Here is a 19,759-nt window from a genome sequence, read left to right as displayed (position 1 = left end):
GTCATGAAGGGCGATCCCAAGGTCATCGACTATCTCAACGATGCGCTGCGCAGCGAGCTGACGGCGGTCAGCCAGTACTGGCTGCATTACCGCCTGCAGGAGGACTGGGGGTTCGGCAAGATCGCCGACAAGTCCCGCGCCGAAAGCATCGAGGAGATGCACCATGCCGACAAGCTGATCACCCGGATCATCTTTCTTGGCGGTCATCCCAACCTGCAGAAGCTCGACCCGTTGCGGATTGGCGAGACTTTGAAGGAAACGCTGGAGTCCGATCTGGCGGCGGAACATGACGCCCGCACCCTCTATATCGAGGCGCGTAAACATTGCGATGCCGTGGGGGATTACGTGTCGAAGAACCTTTTTGAAGAGCTGATCGCGGATGAGGAGGGGCATATCGACTTCCTCGAAACCCAGCTAGACCTCTTCGGCAAGCTGGGCGAAGAGAAATATGGCCTGCTCAACGCGAAATCGGCCGACGAGGCGGAGTAAGCGCCGGCTAGGCCGATTGGTCGCAGGGCGGCTCCGGATAATCCGATTGAAACTGTCGGATTTGGCTGGCAAGACGTGACCAGCCAGGGAGTCGCCCATGCGAACCGCCATCGCCACCTTTGTTTTTCTGCCTCTCTCCGTCGCCGCACAGGACTTCGGCACCGTGCTGACGGAGCCGGTTCTGAAGGTCATTCCCCGCACGGAAGCCGAGGCAGAGCGCATCGCCGCCGTCACCGCGCCCACCACGGATTTCACCAGGCCGGAGCCGTTTGAAGGCAACCCCGGCGGTGCGGCCACCGTCCGGGCCCGCACCGATGCTGACGCCTTTTCCCAGCCCTCCGGCAATATCAGCTTCGAGCGGGAGCTGGATTTCAAGCTCGGCAACGGGCTCTTCAAGAAGCTCTGGGTGTCGTCGCCGTCTTCGACACAGGCCTCCGACGGGCTTGGACCGCTTTACAATGCGCGCTCCTGCCAGCGCTGCCATCTGAAAGACGGGCGCGGCCATCCGCCGGCCGGCCCCGATGACGATGCCGTATCGATGTTCCTGCGCGTCTCCGTCCCCGCCCATGGCGAGACGGAGATGAGCGAGATCGAGGCCTTCCTGCTCTCCGTGGGAGAGGAGAGCGACCGGACCCGCCCCGACCCGGTCTATGGCGGCCAGATGCAGGATTTTGGCGTCGCGGGCCTGCCCGCCGAATACCGATTGGGCGTCACGTGGGAAGAGGTCGAGGTGCCGCTCAAGGGCGAGGCCCCGGCCATGCTGCGCCGCCCGACCTGGACCGCCGAGGATCTGGGCTACGGCCCCCTGGCCGAAGGCGCGATGCTCTCGCCCCGCGTTGCCCCGCAGATGCTGGGCCTGGGCCTGCTGGAGGCCATCCCCGCCGCCGATATCCTGTCCCATGCCGATCCGGCGGATGCGGATGGCAATGGCATTTCCGGCCGTCCGCAGGTGGTTTGGTCCTTTGAGGAACAGCGCCCCATGCTGGGCCGCTTCGGCTGGAAGGCCGGGGCGCCGACGGTCCGTGAGCAATCCGCCGCCGCCTTTGCGGGGGACATCGGCATTTCCACCCCGATTTTCGACGCGCCCTGGGGCGACTGTACGGCGGCGGAGGAGGCCTGCCGCGCTGCGCCTCACGGGGATGGACGTCGGCCCGGAAAACCCGTGCCTGCGCCTGCGGCGGGCGGGGAGGGGGCGCTGCCCCCGTCGCCTGCGGCGACTCCCCCGGGATATTTTGAGCAAGAAAAACAGGGGGCGCGGCGCGGGACGGAGGTCGATGCGGCGGGGCTGGACCTTGTCACCTTCTATTCGCGCAATCTGGGCGTGCCGGCCCGCCGGGATATGGAGGCGCCGGAGGTGCTGAACGGCAAGCGCGTCTTCTTTGAGGCGGGTTGTGCCAGCTGCCATGTGCCGAAGTTTGTCACCGAGCGGCTGGATGGCCAGCCCGAACAATCCTTTCAGCTGATCTGGCCCTTCACCGACCTGCTGCTGCATGACATGGGCGAGGGGCTGGCCGACCACCGGCCCGAGGGGCGCGCGACGGGTCGGGAATGGAAGACGCCGCCGCTCTGGGGCATCGGCTTGACGCCGCAGGTCAATGGCCACAGCTTCTATCTGCATGACGGGCGGGCGCGGTCGCTTCTGGAGGCTGTCCTCTGGCATGGCGGGGAGGCGCAGGCCGCCCGTGATCATGTGACCGGTCTGAGCCCCGAAGACCGTGCCGATCTTGTTAAATACCTGGAGTCGCTATGATCCGTTCCGTCCTGCTTTGCCTCTGCCTTGCCAGCCCTGCCACCGCAGGTGTGAAGGAGGCGGTGGAGGATCACATCCGCCCGGGGTTTGAGACGTTCGCTATCCAGACCCGCGCGCTTGCCGTCAATGCGGAGGCCGACTGCAGCGCGGAGGCGCTCCGCCCCTCCTACCAGAACGCCTTCGATGCCTGGATGCGCGTGGCACATATCAGCTTTGGCCCGGTGGAGGAGGCGGGGCGCAACCTCGCCATTGCCTTCTGGCCTGACAAACGCGGCATGGTTGCCGCCACCGTGGCGCAGCTGGTGGCAGAGGAGGATGATGTCGTGGCGAGCGAGGCGGGCTTTGCCGAGGTCTCCGTCGCCGGGCGCGGGTTCTTCGCGCTGGAGCATCTGCTTTATGACGCGGGGTATGAGGGCTATGCGCGGGACAGCTACACCTGCCGTCTGGTGCAGGCGGTGAGTGCCGATCTGGCCCGGATGGCCGGGGCGCTGACGGCGGAATGGGGGCCCTACGGGGAGCTGATGCTAAGCGCCGGTTCAGAGGGCAATGCTGTCTTCCTGACCGACAAGGAGGCGGCGCAGAAGCTTTATACCGCACTCATGGGCGGGCTGGAATGGACGGCCGATCAACGGCTGGGGCGACCGATGGGCACTTTCGACCGGCCCCGTCCCGAACGGGCGGAGGCACGCCGGTCGGGGCGGTCCCTGCGCAATGTGATCCTCTCCACCGAGGCGCTGCGCGACCTTGCCGAGATGCTGTCGGACGGCGATATCCCGGTGACGGAAGAGGCCTTTGACACCGCGCTGGCCGCGGCGGAGGACCTGCAGGATCCGGTTTTTCAAGGGGTGACCGACCCCTCGGGGCGGCTGAAGGTGGAGATCGTCCAGCAGCGCATCCGGGCTGTCCGGGACGCGATCAACGGTGAGATCGGCCCGCAGCTGGGCGTCGGCACCGGCTTCAACTCGGCAGATGGAGACTGACATGACGACGAGACGTCACTTCCTCGCTGGGCTGCTGGCGGCGGGGGCCGCGCCGCGCCTCTCCTGGGCCGATGCCGGTAACCCGTCTTACCTCGCGGCCGCCAAGGAGGCGGATGGCGCCTATGCGCTCTACGGTCTGGGCGGGCAGGGGGAGGAGATCTTCCGCATCCCGCTGCCCGGTCGCGGCCATGCCGCCGCCGCCCATCCCTTTGCGCCCGAGGCCGTGGCCTTTGCCCGCCGCCCCGGCACTTTCGCTCTGGTCATAGACTGCGCCACGGGGAGTGTCGCGCACCGGCTGGAGGCGCCGGAGGGGCATCATTTCTATGGCCATGGCGCCTTTATCGAGGGTGGCGATATCCTCTGCACCACCGAGAACCATATCGAGAGCGGTCAGGGCCGGATCGGCCTCTGGTCGCGGCGTGGCGGCTACCGTCGGATCGGGGAATTTGCCACGCAGGGCATTGGCCCGCATGAGGTGCTGGCCCTGCCGGGCGATGTGCTGGCCATTGCCAATGGCGGCATCCTGACCGACCCCGCGCGCGGACGGGAGAAGCTGAACCTCGACACGATGACCCCGAATCTCGCCTATGCCACGGCGGATGGCGTGGCGGAGATCGTGGAGCTCGACCCGGAACTGCATCGCAATTCCATCCGGCATCTGGCCTCCGACGGCACGACCGTGGCCTTCGCCATGCAATGGGAAGGCGACCTGTCGGAGCCGGTGCCGCTCCTGGGGCTGCACCGGCGCGGGGCGGCGCCTGTGCTCTGCGAGGCCGGGCTTGCCGAACAGCTGGCGATGGACGGCTACGCCGGATCGGTCGCGCTGGCCGGAGGCCGCGTCGGCATCACCTCCCCGCGCGGCGGCCGGGTGCATCTGTTTGATCTGCAGGGGCGGTTCATCGAGAGCCTGCGCCGGACGGATGTCTGCGGCATTGCGCCCGCCGGTCAGGACATGCTGGCGACGGATGGGATGGGTGGTATTCTCTCGCTTCGCGGCGATGCGCTGGAACCGCGCCGCGCTGCGAGCTGCGCCTGGGACAATCATCTGGTGCGGGTCGGCTGAGGGGGCTGCAGAGCCCGTGGGGCGTCACGCCTCTGTCATGGCTTTTTTCGAGGGGCGCTGCCCCTCGGACTCCCCAGGATATTTCAGGCAAGAAAAATCAGAAACCGGCCCCGGTTTTTTCTTGCTGAAAATATCCCCGCCGGAGGCATCAGGCGGTTTCGGACGGGCGCGCGATATGGGGCAGGGCGGCACGGACCAGATCGTGCAGGCCTGTGCCGTTGGTCTCCAGATAGTCCAGCAGCTGGCGGCGCATCCGCGGCTCCCAGAAATCGTTGATATGGGCGGCTATGCGTTCGGGCCCGTCATCGCCGGGCTGGGAGGCGAAGAAGGTGGCGATCTGGTTGGCCATGGTGACCATCTTTTCAGGCGACATGGTCGGCTCCCTGAGGGGCGGGGTCGAGGCGGCCCGCATGGGTGAAGACGGTGACCGCGCCATCGCGGGCGAGGGCGGCGAGGGTGATACCAGCAGCCTCGGCTGTGGCGACGGCGCGGGCGGTGGGGGCAGAGACGGCGATCAGCAGGCCCGCGCCGGCGAGGGCGCATTTCTGCACCAGTTCGATGGAGATGCGGGAGGTCAGGACGAAAGCGCCCATGGCGGGGTTCAAGCCGTCCCGCGCGAGAGCCCCGATGACCTTGTCGAGCGCATTGTGGCGGCCAACGTCTTCGCGGGCATGGCTGAGGCCCGCCCTCGTCAGGAAGGCGGCGGCGTGGACGGCCTGGGTGTCATCGTGGAGGGGCTGGAGCGCGCGGAGGGCGTCGGTGGCGGAGGTGATGAGCGCCAGCGGCAGGTCGGGGTGGGCCGTGATGACGGGGAGGGACCGCGTGGCCTCCTCCAGGCTGTCGATACCGCAGAGGCCGCAGCCCACCGGCCCGGCCATGGCGCGGCGGCGGCGGGTCATGGCGCTGGCGCGGTCGGGGGTGAGCCACATGCGCAGCTCTATGCCCCTTGCGTGCCGCTCCACCGTCAGCTCGGTGATCTGGGCCGGGTCGGTCACCACGCCTTCGGTCAGGGAGAACCCGACCGCGAAATCCTCCAGATCGGCGGGGGAGCACATCATTATCGCCTGGGTGGAGCCGTCATAGGTCAGCGCGACGGGCACCTCCTCTGCCAGGGCGCGGGTCAGCGCCTGCCGGGTCTGGCCCAGCCGCAGGGCCGGGTGGCGGCTGGAGGTGCCGGTCCCGGTCATTCGGCCGCGGGCAGGATGCGGCGGGACTGCGCGGCCTGTGCGGCGTAATCCTCCTGCCAATCCGACGGCCCGTTGGAGGGCGCGACCTGCACCGCCGTCACCTTGTATTCCGGGCAGTTGGTGGCCCAGTCGGAATAGTCGGTCGTCACCACATTGGCCTGAGTGTCGGGGTGGTGGAAGGTCGTGTAGACCACGCCGGGGCTGACCCGGTCGGTGATCGTCGCACGCAGCGTCGTCTCGCCGGAGCGGGAGGCGAGGCGGATCCAGTCGCCCTCCCGGATGCCACGGTTTTCGGCGTCGTGGGGGTGGATCTCCAGCAGATCCTGATCGTGCCAGACATTGTTCGCCGTGCGCCGGGTCTGGGCGCCGACATTGTATTGCGACAGGATCCGGCCCGTGGTCAGCAGCAGCGGGAAGCGCGGCCCGGTCTTTTCATCCGTCGCGACATATTCGGTCACGATGAACCGCCCCTTGCCGCGCACGAAACCGTCGATATGCATCAGCGGCGTGCCCTCCGGCGCCGCGTCATTGCAGGGCCACTGGACGGAGCCCTTCTCCTCCAGCAGGTCATAGGTGACATTGGCGAAGGAGGGGGTGGTCGCCGCGATCTCTTCCATGATCTGGGCGGGATGGGTGTAGTGCCAGCCCGCTCCCATGGCATTGGCAAGAAGCTGCGTCACCTCCCAGTCGGCATAGCCATTGCGGGGCTTCATCACCTCGCGGACGCGGTTGATCCGGCGTTCGGCATTGGTGAACGTGCCCTCCTTTTCGAGGAAGGAGGAGCCGGGCAGGAAGACATGGGCGTAATTCGCCGTCTCGTTCAGGAAGAGGTCATGCACGATGACGCAGTCCATGGCCTTGAGGCCTGCCGCCACATGGTGGGTGTCGGGGTCGGATTGCAGGATATCCTCGCCCTGGACATAGAGCGCCTTGAACGTGCCTTCGACGGCGGCGTCGAGCATATTGGGGATGCGCAGGCCAGGCTCCGGGTCGATCGGGACGCCCCAGGCTTTCTCGAAAATCGCGCGGACCTCGGGGTTTTTTACATGGCGGTAGCCGGGGAGCTCATGCGGGAAAGACCCCATGTCGCAGGAGCCCTGCACATTGTTCTGGCCGCGCAGCGGGTTCACGCCCACGCCGGGGCGGCCGATATTGCCGGTCAGCATGGCGAGGTTGGCAATTCCCATGACCGTGGTGGAACCCTGGCTGTGTTCCGTGACGCCGAGGCCGTAGTAGATCGCGCCATTGCCGCTCTGGGCGAAGGCGCGGGCGGCTTGGCGGAGGGCGTCAGAGGGCACGCCAGTCAGCAGCTCAGTCGCCTCGGGGGAATGGCGCGGATCGCGGATGAACTCGGCATAGTGCGAATATTCGTCCCAGTCGCAGCGGTCGCGGATGAAGCTCTCATCCGCCAGCCCCTCGGTCACGATGACATGGGCGAGGGCCGACACGACGGCGACATTGGTGCCCGGCCGCAGCGGCAGGTGGTGGGTGTCCGAGCCATGCGCGGTGGCGAGCAGGTCGATCCGGCGCGGGTCGATCACGATGAGCGTCGCGCCCTGCCGCAGCCGTTTCTTCAGGCGGGAGGCAAAGACCGGGTGGCCGTCGGTCGGGTTGGCACCGATGACGATGACGACATCGGTCTGTTCGACCGAGTCGAAATCCTGCGTGCCAGCGGAGGTGCCGAAGGTCTGGCCGAGGCCGTAGCCGGTGGGCGAATGGCAGACACGGGCGCAGGTGTCGGTATTGTTGTTGCGGAAGACCTGGCGGGTGAGCTTCTGGACGAGGTAGGTCTCTTCGTTCGTGCAGCGGGACGACGTGATGACGCCCATGGATTTATGGCCGTGGGTGTCGCGGATTTGGGTGAGACGCTGGGCGGTGAAGGCCATCGCCTCCTCCCACGAAACCTCCTGCCACGGCTGATCGACACTGTCGCGGATCATCGGGGACAGGATGCGGTCGGGGTGTTCGGCATAGCCATAGGCGAAGCGGCCCTTGACGCAGGAATGGCCGCGATTGGCCTTGCCGTGCTTGTAGGGCGTCATGCGCACCAGCTTGTCACCGTTGAGTTCCGCCTTGAAGGAACAGCCGACGCCGCAATAGGCGCAGGTGGTCAGGACGGCGCGGTCGGGCGTGCCCATCTCGGCCACGCTCTTCTCCTGAAGGGTCGCGGTGGGGCAGGCCTGAACGCAGGCGCCGCAGCTCACACAGTCGGATTGCAGGGCATTGTCGGTCCTGGCGCCGAAGGAGACGCGGCTGTCGAAGCCCCGGCCTTCGATGGTGAGCGCAAAGGTGCCCTGAACCTCCTCGCAGGCGCGCACGCAGCGGGAGCAGACGATGCATTTCGCCGGGTCGTAGGAGAAGTAAGGGTTGCTGTCATCCTTGGGGATGTAGCGGGCATTGGATGCGGCATCCGGCGTCCGGGCGCGCAGGTCGTTGAGGGAAAGGCTGCCTGCGGAGGTCGGCGCATAGTGGTTGTCGCCCGCCATGTAGCGCATGTCGCGCAGGCCCACCATGCCGGCCATATCCTGCAGCTCACAATCGCCATTGGCGGCGCAGGTCAGACAGTCGAGCGGGTGGTCGGAGATATAGAGCTCCATCACCCCCTTGCGCAGCTTGGCGAGCTTGGCGGACTGGGTGGTGACTTCCATCCCCTCGGCCACCGGCGTGGTGCAGGAGGCGGGCGTGCCGCGCCGGCCTTCGATTTCGACAAGGCAGAGACGGCAGGAGCCGAAGGCCTCCACAGAGTCGGTGGCGCAGAGCTTGGGGATCTTGATGCCCGCCTCCATCGCCGCGCGCATGACGGATGTGCCCTCTGTCACGGTGACGTCGAAGCCGTCGATCTTCAGTGTCACGGTGGTGTCGGATTTGGGCAGCGGGGTGCCCATGTCCCAGTCTTTGGGCGGCAGGATGAAGTCTTTCATGTCAGCCTTGATCCTTTTTGATCTGCGCGAGCTCATGGGCGACGAGGGCATTGGCATGGCCGTGGCCGAGCCCGTGTTCGGATTTGAGATACCCCACGATCTCCATGTGTTTCATATGGGCGCGGTCGCGGACCATGGCGAGCCAGTGGTCTACGGGCTGGCCGTATTTCGCCTCGATCGAGGGGAAATAGGAGGCGGGGCCTTTTACCTTGTCCATTGTATGGCTCCTTGGCAGGCGGGGCGGGGGGCGCTGCCCCCCACCGTCAAATGCGCGGCATTTGACGGATCCCCCCGGGATATTTTCGGCAAGAAAAAGCAGGGGGTTGGGCGCGGGCTGAGGGGGCGGGTCATTCTGCGGCCTTTTTGGCAAGGCCGAAATCCTCGGGGGCGAGGCGCAGGGCCGACAGGACGGGGTAGGGGGTGAAGCCGCCAAGCGCGCAGAGCGAGCCGCTGGTCATCGTCTCGCAGAGGTCTTCGAGCAGCGCGGGGGCGGCCGGGTCGCCCGCCGTGATGCGGTCGATGGTTTCCATGCCGCGCACCGCGCCGATCCGGCAGGGGGTGCATTTGCCGCAGCTTTCCACGGCGCAGAATTCCATGGCGAAGCGGGCCATCTGCGCCATGTCGGCGGTGTCGTCGAAGATCGTGATCCCGGCATGGCCGATGAGGCCGCCGGCCTGGTCGAACTCTTCGTAGCCGAAGGGCGTGTCGAACTGGTGGGGGGCGAAATAGGCGCCCAAGGGGCCGCCGACCTGCACCGCCTTGACCGGGCGGCCGGTGGCGGTGCCGCCTGCGATATCGTTGACCAGTTCCCCAAGCGGCAGGCCGAAGGCGGTCTCATAAAGGCCGCCGAAGCGGGCATTGCCGGCGATCTGGATCGGCATGGTGCCGCGCGACCGGCCGAGGCCGTAATCGGCATAGTGCTGCGCGCCCTTTTCGAAGATCACCGGGATCGTGGCGAGCGAGAGGACGTTGTTGACGACGGTCGGCTGGCCAAATGCGCCTTCGAGCGCGGGCAGGGGCGGCTTGGCGCGGACCGTGCCGCGCTTGCCTTCGAGGGAATTGAGGAGCGAGGTTTCCTCCCCGCAGACATAGGCGCCCGCGCCCTTGCGGACCTCCATATCGAAGGTGCGGCCGGAGCCGAGGATGTCCAGCCCGAGGATGGTCGCATCGCGGGCGCGGCGGATGGCGCGTTCCATCACCTCGATCGCATCGGGATATTCGGAGCGGATATAGACGAAGCCCCTGGTGGCGCCGGTGGCAAGCCCCGCGATGACCATGCCCTCGATCAGCGAAAGCGGGTCGCCCTCCATGATCATCCGGTCGGCGAAGGTGCCGCTGTCGCCCTCATCGGCATTGCAGACGATGTATTTGCGCGGCGCCTCGGCCTGCCGGACCGTGTCCCATTTGAGACCGGTCGGGAAGCCCGCGCCGCCGCGACCGCGCAGGCCGGAGGTCTTGACCTCCTCCACCATTGCCTCTGCCGTCATGGAGAGGGCACGGCGCAGGCCGGTGAGCCCGCCATGGGCCTCGTAATCGGGGATGGAGAGCGGGTCGATCACGCCGCAGCGGGCGAAGGTCAGCCGGGTCTGGCGTTTGAAGAAGGGGATGTCCTCGACCGGGCCGAGGCTCTCGGCAGTGCCGTCGAGGATCGCCCGGGCCATGGCGGGCGTCGCGGGGCCGTAGCCCAGACGGATGCCGTCGCCGCGGTCGACCTCCACCAGCGGCTCCAGCCAGATCATGCCGCGGGAGCCGGTGCGGATCAGCTCTATCTCAAGGCCGACGGTGTCGGCCATGTCGCGCAGGGCCTTCGCCACGGCGTCGGCGCCAAGCGCCTTGGCGGCGCTGTCCCGGGGAAGGTAGAGCTTCATGCCGCGCCCTCCGCCAGGGCGGTTTCGATCCGTGCGGGATCGGCGCGGCCGATCACCCGCTCGTCCAGCATGGCGGCGGGGGCGCAGGCGCAGAGGCCAAGGCAATAGACCGGCTCCACCGTCACGCGGCCATCGGCGGAGGTGCCGTGCCAGTCGAGGCCAAGCGCCTCAAGCACGGCGGTATGCAGGGCGGGGGCGCCCATGGCCTGACAGGCCTCCGCCCGGCAGAGTTTCAGCACATGGCGGCCGGCGGGCGCCTCCCGAAAGTCGTGGTAGAAGGAGATGACGCCATGCAGCTCTGCCTTGGTGATCCTGAGCGCGGTGCAGATCGGCGCCTGCGCCTCTGCCGGAATGAAGCCGAAGGCATCCTGCAAGGCGTGCAGGATCGGCAGCAGCGGGCCCTCACGATCCTTCCACGTCGCGATGACGGAGGCGATCAGCGCGGGATCGGGTTGGGCGGCAGGGCTGGCTGGGGGCAAATCTGCCTCCTTCTGGCTTGGTCGGGCTTCAGGCGGGGATGGCGAATTTACGATCCGGAATCAATATCGCACATCCGTTAGGGGATAGGAAATCTCTATCAAACGGAGGGCCGGGCGAGCGCCGCCGCCTCCCGCAGAAGGCATTGCAGGACGGGGGTGTGCGGTTCTTGATGTTCGGTGATCAGCCCGATCTCATGGGCCCGGGCGCGGTCGGCAATGGCAACGGAGGTCAGCGCGCGCCCCTCCACCAGGAATTCGGCCATATCGGTGGGCAGGATGGTGACCCAGCCACCGGTCGCCACGGTGGCGGCCAGCACAACCGTCGAATTGCTGTCGATCATCGCCGTGGGGGCGGCGCCGGCTTCCATGAAATGGCGGTTGATGATGCGGCGGTTCTGCATATCGGGCGTCAGCAGGCAGAGCTTTTGCCGCGCCAGATCGGCCCATGTCACCCGGGCATGGCCGGCCAGCGGATGGTCGCGGTGACAGACCAGCCGGTAATCCTCCCGGTAGAGGCTGACGCTCATGACCCGGCCCAGCGGCTCATTGTCGAGATAGGTGATCCCGGCGTCGATCTCGAGGTTCTCCAGCATCTGCAGGACGGATTGCGAGGGGGCGGAGCGGATGTCGAAGCCGATGCCGGGCTGGGCGCGGTTCACCTGCGTGGCCAGCCGCGCGGCCCATGTCAGCGCGGTGGGGATGACGGCCAGGCGCAACCGCCCGGTCAGCCCGTCGCGTTTCGCCCGCATCTCGTCGCGCAGCCGCCGCGCATCACCAACCATCCGGCGGGCGGTGACCAGCGCGCGCTGCCCCTCCGGCGTCAGCCCGCCAAAGCGCGAACCGCGCTGCACCAGCTTGACGCCCAGATGCGCCTCCAGCTGTTTGAGCCCGGCAGAGAGGGTCGGCTGGGTGATCCCGAGGCTTTCCGCCGCGCGGCCGAAATGCTGTTCCTGCGCCAGGGCGATGAGCATTTCGAGCTTGGTGATAAGATCTGCCATTTGAATATCGGGTTTTTGATAGGGGAATTCGATCATACCGGGTCGCGTCCCCCCGGGCAACGGGCCACCGATGAACCATCGGGCACCCCATGGCCCATTTGGGAAAATCTCCGGCCCTGCGGTGGTCATCCGGGACGTGCTGCGTAGTATGAGGTCAGAAAACGACATCCGGAGGACGCAAATGAACGCCGCAACCGAAGCTGACGAGATCTCTGAAATCGCATTTGGTTTCATGGGATCCAAAGCCCTCTTCCTGGCGCTCGACCTTGATATCTTTAGCTATTTATCCTCTGGTCCGAAGACGGCAGCCGAAGTTGCCGGCCATGCCGATATCCATGCCGACCGGGCCGAAACCCTGCTGACCGCGCTGACCGGGCTGCGCCTGCTGACGGTGGAGGAGGGGGCCTTTTCCAACTCTCCCGCTGCAGAGGCTTTCCTTGTCAAAGGCGCGAAATACGACTTTGGCGATTACCTGCGCCTTCAGGTCGGCAAGCAGATGTATCCGCTGATGGATCAGCTGGCGCCCGCCGTGAAGGGCGAGCTGGAGGAGGAGCAGACCGGCTCCTACGAGCAGTGGTTTTCCGATGAGGAGGAGGCGCGGCTTTATTCCGAAAGCCAGCATGCCGGGTCACTGGGCCCCGCCCGCCAACTGGCGCGGCGGCTCGACCTTGGCGCCGCGACCAAGATGCTGGACGTCGGCGGCGGCACCGGCGCCTTCGCCATCACCTTTTGCAAGACCTTTCCCGATCTGAAGGCGGTGATCGTCGAATTCCCCAATGTCGCCAAGCTGGGGCGACGTTATGTGGAGGAGGCGGGGCTTTCGGACCGTATCGCCTATGTCGACGGCAATGCGCTGAAAACCGGCTGGCCGGGCGGGCAGGATATCGTGCTGATGTCCTACCTTTTGTCGGGCGTGCCCGGCGATATGCATGTGGGCCTGATTGCGGATGCCATGGAAGCGCTCAAGCCCGGCGGACGGCTGCTGATCCATGACTTCATGGTCCACGGCGACCGCTCCGGCCCCGGCCTCGCGGCGCTCTGGCAGCTGCAGCACACGGCCTTTACCCCCGAAGCGCGGTCGGTCGACAGCGAGACCCTGGCCGGAGAGCTGGTGGATGCCGGATTCCAAGGCGTCAGCGTCGGTGAGATGATCCCGCAGATGACCATGCTGGCCGAGGCGGTCAAGCCCGGGTGATTTCCGATTGCGGGCAGCGGCGCTTTGCCCTATGACCGCCTTCGCGGCACCCATAGCTCAGCTGGATAGAGCGCTGCCCTCCGAAGGCAGAGGCCAGAGGTTCGAATCCTCTTGGGTGCGCCACACTTTCCGCAGGAAAGTGGCCAACTTCCGAATAGCAGATTTGAGCGGCAGCGGTTTCGACGAATCCGCGAGAGCTGTCCCGTCGGAACCGCGCCCGTCACGCGGACCGGTAGGATGACCCGGAACTACACGCAAATTCACCATATTAACGCCGGTCAGAATGGCGCGCGGTCATTAATCGAGACGTAAGGTCTATGGGCCATGATTTCTCAAGGTCCAAACCGGAGGTGACCCTTGAAACTCACGATGCGTGTTCTTCCAGTCGTCCTGTCCACGATGCTTGCCGCGGGCGCCGTGTCCGCCGACGAATACTCGGATGTGTTGGAAAATTATGCCAAAAACCATGTGATGCCATGGGCAAATGACCCAGTGCTTATCACGGCGATCCGAATGCAGAACCAGCGCACTGGCGGATTTAGCCAGTCAAAGATCGAAGACCTCGACATAACTTGGCGACGCGAAGTCGGTCAGCCGCAGATGCCCATGATCGACGCGGTCCTGAACAATCCGGCTTCGGACTTTCTGCGCCAGAAAGTCGAAAATGCCGGCGGTCTGATTTCCGAAGTGTTCGTGATGGATGCGCGGGGGCTCAATGTCGCGGCCTCCGACGTGACGTCGGATTACTGGCAGGGGGACGAGGCCAAGTTCCAGGAAAGTTTTGGGCAGGGGGCCGGCGCGTTTCACCTGGGCGACATAGATTTTGACGAATCCACGCAAACCTACCAGGCGCAGGTATCACTCACCATTCTCGACGATCTGACGGGCCAGCCGATCGGTGCGATCACCGTCGGCGTGAATGCTGAACGCCTGTTCTGATCTCCGCGCCAATTCCAAGCTGAAGGTATCTGCGATGGACCCGCATCCGACCGAATTCCGCATCCATCCATTGAGGTCAATTTTTACCATTGCCACAGCCCTGGTCGCCCTTTGCGTTATGACCGTGGTCGCCGTGAATATATGGATGACCATTGCGCGGGAGACGCGGATGACGGTCGACCAGATTTCACTCCGCGCCGAAGAGACGACGCGGAACCTGGCCGCAGGCCTTGGCGGCGCCATACGTTTTGGAAAGGCCGGGCCTGTTATGTCAGACCTCGATTCCATGCTGGCGCAGTCCGGTCTGGATGCAATCGGCAGCGCCGTTTTCCGGGCGGATATGGATTTGCTGGCGGCGCGCGGCGGCGGGCTTGAGCTGTCCATGGCCAAATCCGTCGCTGCGCGGGCGATTGACGAGGGGCAGATCGTTGCCGACGACGGCGGCCTTCTCGTGGCGGTTCCGGTCTGGTTTGGCGGCTCGGAAACGCCGATCGGCGCGGCTGTAAGCCAATGGACGACCCAGAATGCACTGGAACGGCAGCAAGCAGAATGGAAGTCGCAGGTCCTGATTTCCGTCCTTTTGTTCCTGGCGACGCTGATCGTGACGGCAGTATTCTTTTATTTCTGGCTGGCACGCCCGCTCAGAAGTGCGGTTGGCGCATTGTGCCTGGTGTCTGCAGTTGAGCTTGGTCAGTCGCCGCCTGAGAGCCGACGCCGGGATGAGATCTCCGCGATCGAACGCGCCTTGGCTCTGCTGCTCGAAACCCTGCGCGGCGCCCGGGCCGCTGAGGAAGAACAATCTTTCCGGAGCGCAGCGGTGGATTGCGCTGGATCTGCCCTGATCCTGCTGGGGCTGGACGGACACATACGATATGCCAATCCGGCCTGTGACCGCCTCATCCGGGCCTTCGCCGGAACCTGCGGCGGTGTTTGGGGCAGGCTTGGTCACGGAATCAAGCCCGGAGATTCGCTGGCTATTGTCCCGGGATTGTCCGAGGTTTTTGAGCAATTGCTGAACCAGCAGCTGACATTGCCATACGAACTGGAATGTCGCTGGAACAGGAAAAGATTGCACTGCCGGTTGGAGGCTGTCTCTGACGGTAAGGCGACCATCGGCTATATCGCTGAAATGAGCGATGTTTCAGATCAGGTGCTGAACGCCGCGATCCTGGATGCGATGGAAGAGCATAGCCTGCGGCTTGACATCGACGATGCCGGCAAGGTCGACGATTGTAATACGCGTTTTGCTCAGCTGTGCGGCCTGCCTGCGGAGACGTTGTTCTCAATGACGGGGCAGGACCTGTTCACGCTGCTCGAAGAGGATGGTCGGGATCGACAGGATGTGCTGGCTGCCATTCGCGACGGCCGGGTCGTATCCGCGCGTTTCACCATCGCTTCGACAACAACGCCTGCGCCCGTCGTCGAAGGGACGCTCACCCCGATCGTGAACGCCGAAGGCAGTGTCGAACGCATTGTCTTCACGGGATCCGACTTCACGCAAAGTTACTATGCCATGCAGCGATCGGAAGCCGAGCGGCGAGAAAAGGAAGACATTCAGAACAGGGTCGTGGATGCCCTGGGGGTCGCTTTGCGTCAACTGGCACAGGGGGATCTGACCATCTCGATCCCTGATAAATTCGATGCCGATTACGATCGATTGCGGCAGGATTTCCACCGGGCGGTCAAAGGGTTGCACGAGGCGATGGAGGCTGTAGTGGGCAATGCACAGTCGATCGTGACCGAGACGGGCGAAATTACCTCTGCGGCGGATGACCTGGCACGCAGAACGGAACGTCAGGCCGCAACTCTGGAAGAAACGGCGGCCGCCATGGAACAGCTGACCGGCTCTGTCCGGTCTGCCGCCGAAGGCGCGGACGAGGCAAGCAGCCTTTCCGCAACCGCACAGACCAAGGCACAGAACGGTGGCGAAATCGCGCGGCGCACGGTCAGTGCGATGGAAGCCATCCGCGACTCGAGCCGGGAGATTTCCAAAATTACCGGCTTGATCGACGACATCGCCTTTCAAACCAACCTTCTGGCACTGAACGCCGGGGTCGAAGCCGCACGTGCGGGAGAGGCCGGACGCGGCTTTGCGGTGGTGGCGACAGAAGTACGTGCCCTGGCGCAGCGGTCATCCGATGCCGCGCGGGAGATCAATGACCTGATCACAGCCTCAAGCCAGCAGGTTCTCAACGGCGTCGACCTTGTGAATCAGACCGGTGACGCATTGGCGCAGATCGTGGAGGCCGTGTCCGACATCTCGGGTCGTATTGCGGGAATTGCCGCCGCCGCGCGCGAACAGGCTGGCGGACTGGGCGAGATTAACACGGCCATGTCCGAACTTGACCAGGTCACGCAACAGAATGCCGCCATGTTTGAGGAAACAAATGCCGCCGGTCAGTCTCTCACCCAACAGGCAGAGGCTCTGGTCACGGCAGCAGGCCGGTTCCGGCTGGAACAGCCGGCCCGGCGGAGGGCGACGCCCATGCCGGGCATATCCAGCAGCCACACGGAGGTGACCACGAGACAGCAGCAACAAGTGGCACAGCTTGCGTCTTCGCAAAGACATGTCAGTCAGCCGAGCACGTCAATCGCAACCGGGTGGGAGGAGTTCTGATCCGCCATAGCCTTACCCACGCTGGGGCCGCAATCGCGCTGACCAGCCCGTCGACGCCCAAGCCCTGCGTCCGCGTCCAGCGCCGCAAGTCAAAATCCCGATCAAACAGCGGAAAGCGCATCCTGGCCCGACGAAGGGCCCCGGACCATCGAAAGGCGCATCTGGGACTGTCCGCCCGGACCATTTTTCAACCCGGGCCAACCAGAGCAAAGGTCTGCGCAATGCCGGCCTCTCGCGACCGTATACCCTTCTATTCCCGCCGACCGGAGAAGGTTGCTTTCCAGGTCTCGACCGTTTCCGGTGCAATTTTGCCAAACAGATTTTCCGGAACCTCGAAGGGGGAGCCGGCGGGCAGGGACTGCAACGCATCGGACATCGACTCTGGCCAGCCCGCCGACGATCCGGGAAAGGCCGATTGCATCGTCTCTGCCGTATCGGGAATGAAGGGCGCGGAAAGGGCCGCATAGACCCGGATAAGGTTCAGCGACAGCCGAATGATCGCCGCGGCCCGGTCGGGGTCTTCCTTGTAGACAGTCCAGGGGGCGGCGGACTGAAGATACTCGTTCCCCGCAACCCAGATCGCCCGCAGTTCCTGCGCAGATTTCCGGACTTCCATCGCATCCATGCAGGCCTGGTAGGCCGCCAGCCGATCCGAGAGCTCCGCGATCAGGGCGGTTTCCTGCGGACCGTAACTGCCGCCTTCGGGGACGATCTCGCCGAATTTGGAGCGGCAGAACTTGGTCACGCGGGACACGAAATTGCCCAGCACATCCGCCAGGTCCTTGTTCACCGAGGCCTGAAAGTTCTCCCAGGTGAATTCGGAATCCGAGGATTCGGGGGCATGCGACAAAAGCCACCAGCGCCAGTAATCCGCCGGCAGGATCTCCAGCGCCTGGTCCATGAACACGCCGCGCCCGCGCGATGTGGAGAACTGGCCGCCCTCGTAATTCAGGTAGTTGAACGACTTGATGAAATCGACCAGCTTCCACGGCTCGCCCGATCCGAGGATCGTGGCCGGAAAGCCGAGCGTGTGGAAGGGCACGTTATCCTTGCCCATAAACTGCGTATAGGTCACATCCTGCGCGCCCTTGTCGGTGCGCCACCAGCGCTCCCAGTCGCTGCCCTTGCCCGCCTCGACCCATTCCTGGGCACAGGCGATATATTCGATGGGGGCGTCGAACCAGACGTAGAAGACCTTGCCCTCCATCCCGGGCCAGTCGGCATCGCCGCGCTTGACCGGAATGCCCCAGTTGAGGTCGCGCGTGATCCCCCGATCCTGCAACCCATCGCCGTCGTTCAGCCATTTCTTGGCGATGGAGGTGGTCAGAACAGGCCATCCGTCCCGCGTGTCGATCCATTCCTCAAGCTGGTCCTTCATGGTGGACTGACGCAGATACAGATGCTTGGTCTCCCGCATTTCAAGATCGGTCGAGCCGGAGATGGTCGAATGCGGGTTGATCAGGTCGACCGGGTCCAGCTGCTTGGTGCAATTGTCGCACTGGTCGCCACGCGCGCTGTCAAAGCCACAATTGGGGCAGGTGCCTTCGATATAGCGGTCGGGCAGGAAACGGCCGTCGGCATGAGAATACATCTGTTTCTCATAGACTTCGGAGATCAGGCCAGCCTCCGCCAGGCGCCCCGCGAAATGCTGGGTCAGCTTGTGGTTCTGCGGGCTGGACGACCGTCCGAAATGATCGAAGGACAGGCGGAACCCCTCGGCGATCCTGGCCTGCACCACGTGCATTTCGGCGCAGTAGTCCGCCACCGGCCGCCCTGCCTTGGCCGCGGCAAGCTCTGCCGGTGTGCCATGTTCATCCGTGGCGCAGAGGAACAGCACCTCATGCCCGCGCGCCCTTTGATAGCGCGCATAGAGGTCGGCCGGCAGCTGCGAGCCCACGAGGTTTCCCAGATGCTTGATCCCGTTAATATAGGGGATGGCGGATGTGATCAGGTGCCGTGCCATGTCGCGCCTCTTGTGGTGGTGCGGCCCCCTTTACCCGCTGTGAGGCCGCAGGACCAGAGGGCTCAGGGCCCGGCGCGCCCGCGCCGTGTCAGCCGTCCGATCAGGAAAGAGGTCCGCGGCGCCCAGACATAGCGGGTTCTGCCAAGGGGGCGCCGGCCCACACGGATGCGGCTCAGGCTGAAGCCCAGCAGGCCCGCATGTCCGGCCGCGACCATGACAAACAGGGCGTGCGGGCCAAACCCGGTGATCAGCCAAGCCGCGATATAGGGCGAGAATATCGCGCCAGCGGCGTAGAAAAATAGCAGCGCGGCAGAGAGTTCGGCGCGTTGCCCGTCCTCGACGAAATCATGCGCATGGGCCGCCGCGACGGAATAGACCGGATAGGTGGCGAGCCCGAAGAAAAACGCGTTGAGCTGGGCCGCCGCCGGGCTGGCCGCTCCGGTCATTGCAGAGGCCGCACAGGTGACCATAGAGGCCAGCGATATGCCTGCCAGCACGCGGCGCCGGTCAAACCTGTCGGCCAGCAGCCCCGCCGGTATCTGCGCCAATGCGCCGCCCAGGACGAAGAGCGCAAGAAACCAGGCGATCTGCTGCGCGTTCAGCCCGACGGCCTGCCCGTAGACCGGGCCGATCATACGGAAGGTTGCTGCCGACAGGGCCGAGACGATCACCGCCACCGCCGCCAGCGGAGAGGTCCGCCAGGCCACGACCGGGCGCAGCCGGGGGGCGTCCGGCATGGCCGGCTGGGCGGCTGTCGACAGGGTCAGGGGCAGAATCGCGGCGCAGCAGATCAGCGCCAGGATCGTGTAGGAGGAATATGCCGCCGGTGTCAGAAAGCCGATCAGCAGCTGCGACAGGAGCGACGCCCCCATATCCGTCAGCCGGTAAACCCCGGTTGTCTGGCCGCGCGTTTCTTTGGTGATCCGCACCATCAGCCAGCCTTCGATCACCGTGTAGCTGCCCGCGATACACAGGCCGGACAGGACCCGCAGCAGCGCCCAGGCATAGGGATTGACGACCAGCATATGGGCCAGCATGCCAATCACGCCAAAAACCACAAAGGCGGCAAAGGCCCGGGCATGTCCCACCCGTCCCATCAGCCGCGGTGCCCACCAGCAGCCCAGGAAAAAGCCGAGGAAATGCGCCGAACCGAGCAGGCCGATCTCCTGGCGCGAAAAGCCTTCGGCAATGCCGGACAGCGCGTCGAGCGGGCCAAGGCCGCCCGAGGAAAGCTGAAGCAGAACCACCGACAGAAACAGCGGGGCGAGGGTGAGGATCACACGCATGCCCCCTCCTTGCCCCGGCGCGGC

At 65.2% G+C, this 19,759-nt stretch carries 16 protein-coding genes and 1 tRNA gene; 8 read left to right on the top strand and 9 right to left on the bottom strand.

The annotated features are described in order from the left end of the window. Positions 1-3: 3 nt before the first annotated feature. From bfr to ACRARG_RS02785, 4 genes are all read left to right on the top strand, one after another. Positions 4-489, top strand: coding sequence for a bacterioferritin (gene bfr, locus ACRARG_RS02800; protein WP_432688456.1), 486 nt, complete (start codon positions 4-6; stop codon positions 487-489). A 97-nt stretch (positions 490-586) separates the two neighbouring features. Beyond that, entirely contained in the window at positions 587-2,239 is a 1,653-nt protein-coding gene (locus ACRARG_RS02795) for a di-heme oxidoreductase family protein (RefSeq protein ID WP_432688455.1), read from the top strand. After that, positions 2,236-3,219: an imelysin family protein gene (locus ACRARG_RS02790; RefSeq protein WP_432688454.1), complete on the top strand. Its 984-nt coding sequence runs from the start codon at positions 2,236-2,238 to the stop codon at positions 3,217-3,219. The genes ACRARG_RS02795 and ACRARG_RS02790 overlap by 4 nt, the downstream gene beginning before the upstream one ends. Position 3,220: 1 nt before the next feature. Then, positions 3,221-4,282: a DUF1513 domain-containing protein gene (locus tag ACRARG_RS02785; RefSeq protein WP_432688453.1), complete on the top strand. Its 1,062-nt coding sequence runs from the start codon at positions 3,221-3,223 to the stop codon at positions 4,280-4,282. 148 nt (positions 4,283-4,430) lie between these two features. Here the strand turns inward: ACRARG_RS02785 and ACRARG_RS02780 are convergent, their stop codons facing one another. The 7 genes from ACRARG_RS02780 to ACRARG_RS02750 form a co-directional block, all read right to left on the bottom strand. Further along, on the bottom strand, positions 4,431-4,655 hold the full coding sequence (locus ACRARG_RS02780; protein WP_432688452.1) for a formate dehydrogenase subunit delta: 225 nt from the start codon (positions 4,653-4,655) through the stop codon (positions 4,431-4,433). Next, complete coding sequence (gene fdhD, locus ACRARG_RS02775; RefSeq protein WP_432688451.1) at positions 4,645-5,469, bottom strand: formate dehydrogenase accessory sulfurtransferase FdhD; 825 nt, start codon at positions 5,467-5,469, stop codon at positions 4,645-4,647. Before fdhD ends, ACRARG_RS02780 begins: the two co-directional genes overlap by 11 nt. Beyond that, on the bottom strand, positions 5,466-8,390 hold the full coding sequence (fdhF, locus tag ACRARG_RS02770) for a formate dehydrogenase subunit alpha (protein ID WP_432688450.1): 2,925 nt from the start codon (positions 8,388-8,390) through the stop codon (positions 5,466-5,468). The genes fdhD and fdhF overlap by 4 nt, the downstream gene beginning before the upstream one ends. A gap of 1 nt (position 8,391) precedes the next feature. Then, positions 8,392-8,607, bottom strand: a complete 216-nt coding sequence (locus tag ACRARG_RS02765) for a DUF4287 domain-containing protein (protein WP_432688449.1) — start codon at positions 8,605-8,607, stop codon at positions 8,392-8,394. Positions 8,608-8,737: 130 nt separating this feature from the next. Beyond that, entirely contained in the window at positions 8,738-10,258 is a 1,521-nt protein-coding gene (locus tag ACRARG_RS02760) for a formate dehydrogenase beta subunit (protein WP_432688448.1), read from the bottom strand. Next, entirely contained in the window at positions 10,255-10,737 is a 483-nt protein-coding gene (locus tag ACRARG_RS02755) for a formate dehydrogenase subunit gamma (protein WP_432688447.1), read from the bottom strand. The genes ACRARG_RS02760 and ACRARG_RS02755 overlap by 4 nt, the downstream gene beginning before the upstream one ends. Positions 10,738-10,835: 98 nt before the next feature. After that, positions 10,836-11,735, bottom strand: a complete 900-nt coding sequence (locus ACRARG_RS02750; RefSeq protein WP_432688446.1) for a LysR family transcriptional regulator — start codon at positions 11,733-11,735, stop codon at positions 10,836-10,838. Positions 11,736-11,916: 181 nt separating this feature from the next. On the opposite strand from ACRARG_RS02750, the gene ACRARG_RS02745 reads away from it, so the two are divergent. The 4 genes from ACRARG_RS02745 to ACRARG_RS02730 all read left to right on the top strand — a co-directional run bounded on the left by ACRARG_RS02745 (position 11,917) and on the right by ACRARG_RS02730 (position 16,486). Beyond that, positions 11,917-12,930: a methyltransferase gene (locus tag ACRARG_RS02745; RefSeq protein ID WP_432688445.1), complete on the top strand. Its 1,014-nt coding sequence runs from the start codon at positions 11,917-11,919 to the stop codon at positions 12,928-12,930. A 46-nt stretch (positions 12,931-12,976) separates the two neighbouring features. Continuing rightward, positions 12,977-13,053: transfer RNA gene (locus ACRARG_RS02740), tRNA-Arg, on the top strand. A 234-nt stretch (positions 13,054-13,287) separates the two neighbouring features. Further along, positions 13,288-13,869, top strand: coding sequence for a hypothetical protein (locus ACRARG_RS02735; RefSeq protein ID WP_432688444.1), 582 nt, complete (start codon positions 13,288-13,290; stop codon positions 13,867-13,869). A 118-nt stretch (positions 13,870-13,987) separates the two neighbouring features. Then, on the top strand, positions 13,988-16,486 hold the full coding sequence (locus ACRARG_RS02730) for a methyl-accepting chemotaxis protein (protein ID WP_432688443.1): 2,499 nt from the start codon (positions 13,988-13,990) through the stop codon (positions 16,484-16,486). Between the two features lie 250 nt (positions 16,487-16,736). Here ACRARG_RS02730 and metG read toward each other — a convergent pair whose 3' ends face one another. Together metG and ACRARG_RS02720 are read right to left on the bottom strand one after the other, a co-directional pair. Next, entirely contained in the window at positions 16,737-18,449 is a 1,713-nt protein-coding gene (gene metG, locus ACRARG_RS02725) for a methionine--tRNA ligase (protein WP_432688442.1), read from the bottom strand. A 62-nt stretch (positions 18,450-18,511) separates the two neighbouring features. Further along, entirely contained in the window at positions 18,512-19,735 is a 1,224-nt protein-coding gene (locus ACRARG_RS02720) for an MFS transporter (RefSeq protein WP_432688441.1), read from the bottom strand. Between the last annotated feature and the right edge of the window lie 24 nt (positions 19,736-19,759).

It is taken from the genome of Pseudooceanicola profundi, from assembly GCF_050897955.1.
GTDB lineage: Bacteria > Pseudomonadota > Alphaproteobacteria > Rhodobacterales > Rhodobacteraceae > Pseudooceanicola.
The sequence above is the reverse complement of the archived record's forward strand: the minus strand, read 5'-3'. Positions and strand labels throughout refer to the sequence as shown.

Excerpts from the sequence above, each read along its gene's own strand:
- ACRARG_RS02745 (WP_432688445.1), top strand. The coding sequence starts at position 11,917 with ATGAACGCCGCAACCGAAGCTGACGAGATCTCTGAAATCGCATTTGGT.
- ACRARG_RS02750 (WP_432688446.1), bottom strand. The coding sequence starts at position 11,735 with ATGGCAGATCTTATCACCAAGCTCGAAATGCTCATCGCCCTGGCGCAG.
- ACRARG_RS02720 (WP_432688441.1), bottom strand. The coding sequence starts at position 19,735 with ATGCGTGTGATCCTCACCCTCGCCCCGCTGTTTCTGTCGGTGGTTCTG.
- ACRARG_RS02730 (WP_432688443.1), top strand. The coding sequence starts at position 13,988 with ATGACCGTGGTCGCCGTGAATATATGGATGACCATTGCGCGGGAGACG.
- bfr (WP_432688456.1), top strand. The coding sequence starts at position 4 with ATGAAGGGCGATCCCAAGGTCATCGACTATCTCAACGATGCGCTGCGC.
- ACRARG_RS02765 (WP_432688449.1), bottom strand. The coding sequence starts at position 8,607 with ATGGACAAGGTAAAAGGCCCCGCCTCCTATTTCCCCTCGATCGAGGCG.
- fdhD (WP_432688451.1), bottom strand. The coding sequence starts at position 5,469 with ATGACCGGGACCGGCACCTCCAGCCGCCACCCGGCCCTGCGGCTGGGC.
- ACRARG_RS02785 (WP_432688453.1), top strand. The coding sequence starts at position 3,221 with ATGACGACGAGACGTCACTTCCTCGCTGGGCTGCTGGCGGCGGGGGCC.
- ACRARG_RS02790 (WP_432688454.1), top strand. The coding sequence starts at position 2,236 with ATGATCCGTTCCGTCCTGCTTTGCCTCTGCCTTGCCAGCCCTGCCACC.
- fdhF (WP_432688450.1), bottom strand. The coding sequence starts at position 8,390 with ATGAAAGACTTCATCCTGCCGCCCAAAGACTGGGACATGGGCACCCCG.
- ACRARG_RS02780 (WP_432688452.1), bottom strand. The coding sequence starts at position 4,655 with ATGTCGCCTGAAAAGATGGTCACCATGGCCAACCAGATCGCCACCTTC.
- ACRARG_RS02760 (WP_432688448.1), bottom strand. The coding sequence starts at position 10,258 with ATGAAGCTCTACCTTCCCCGGGACAGCGCCGCCAAGGCGCTTGGCGCC.
- ACRARG_RS02795 (WP_432688455.1), top strand. The coding sequence starts at position 587 with ATGCGAACCGCCATCGCCACCTTTGTTTTTCTGCCTCTCTCCGTCGCC.
- metG (WP_432688442.1), bottom strand. The coding sequence starts at position 18,449 with ATGGCACGGCACCTGATCACATCCGCCATCCCCTATATTAACGGGATC.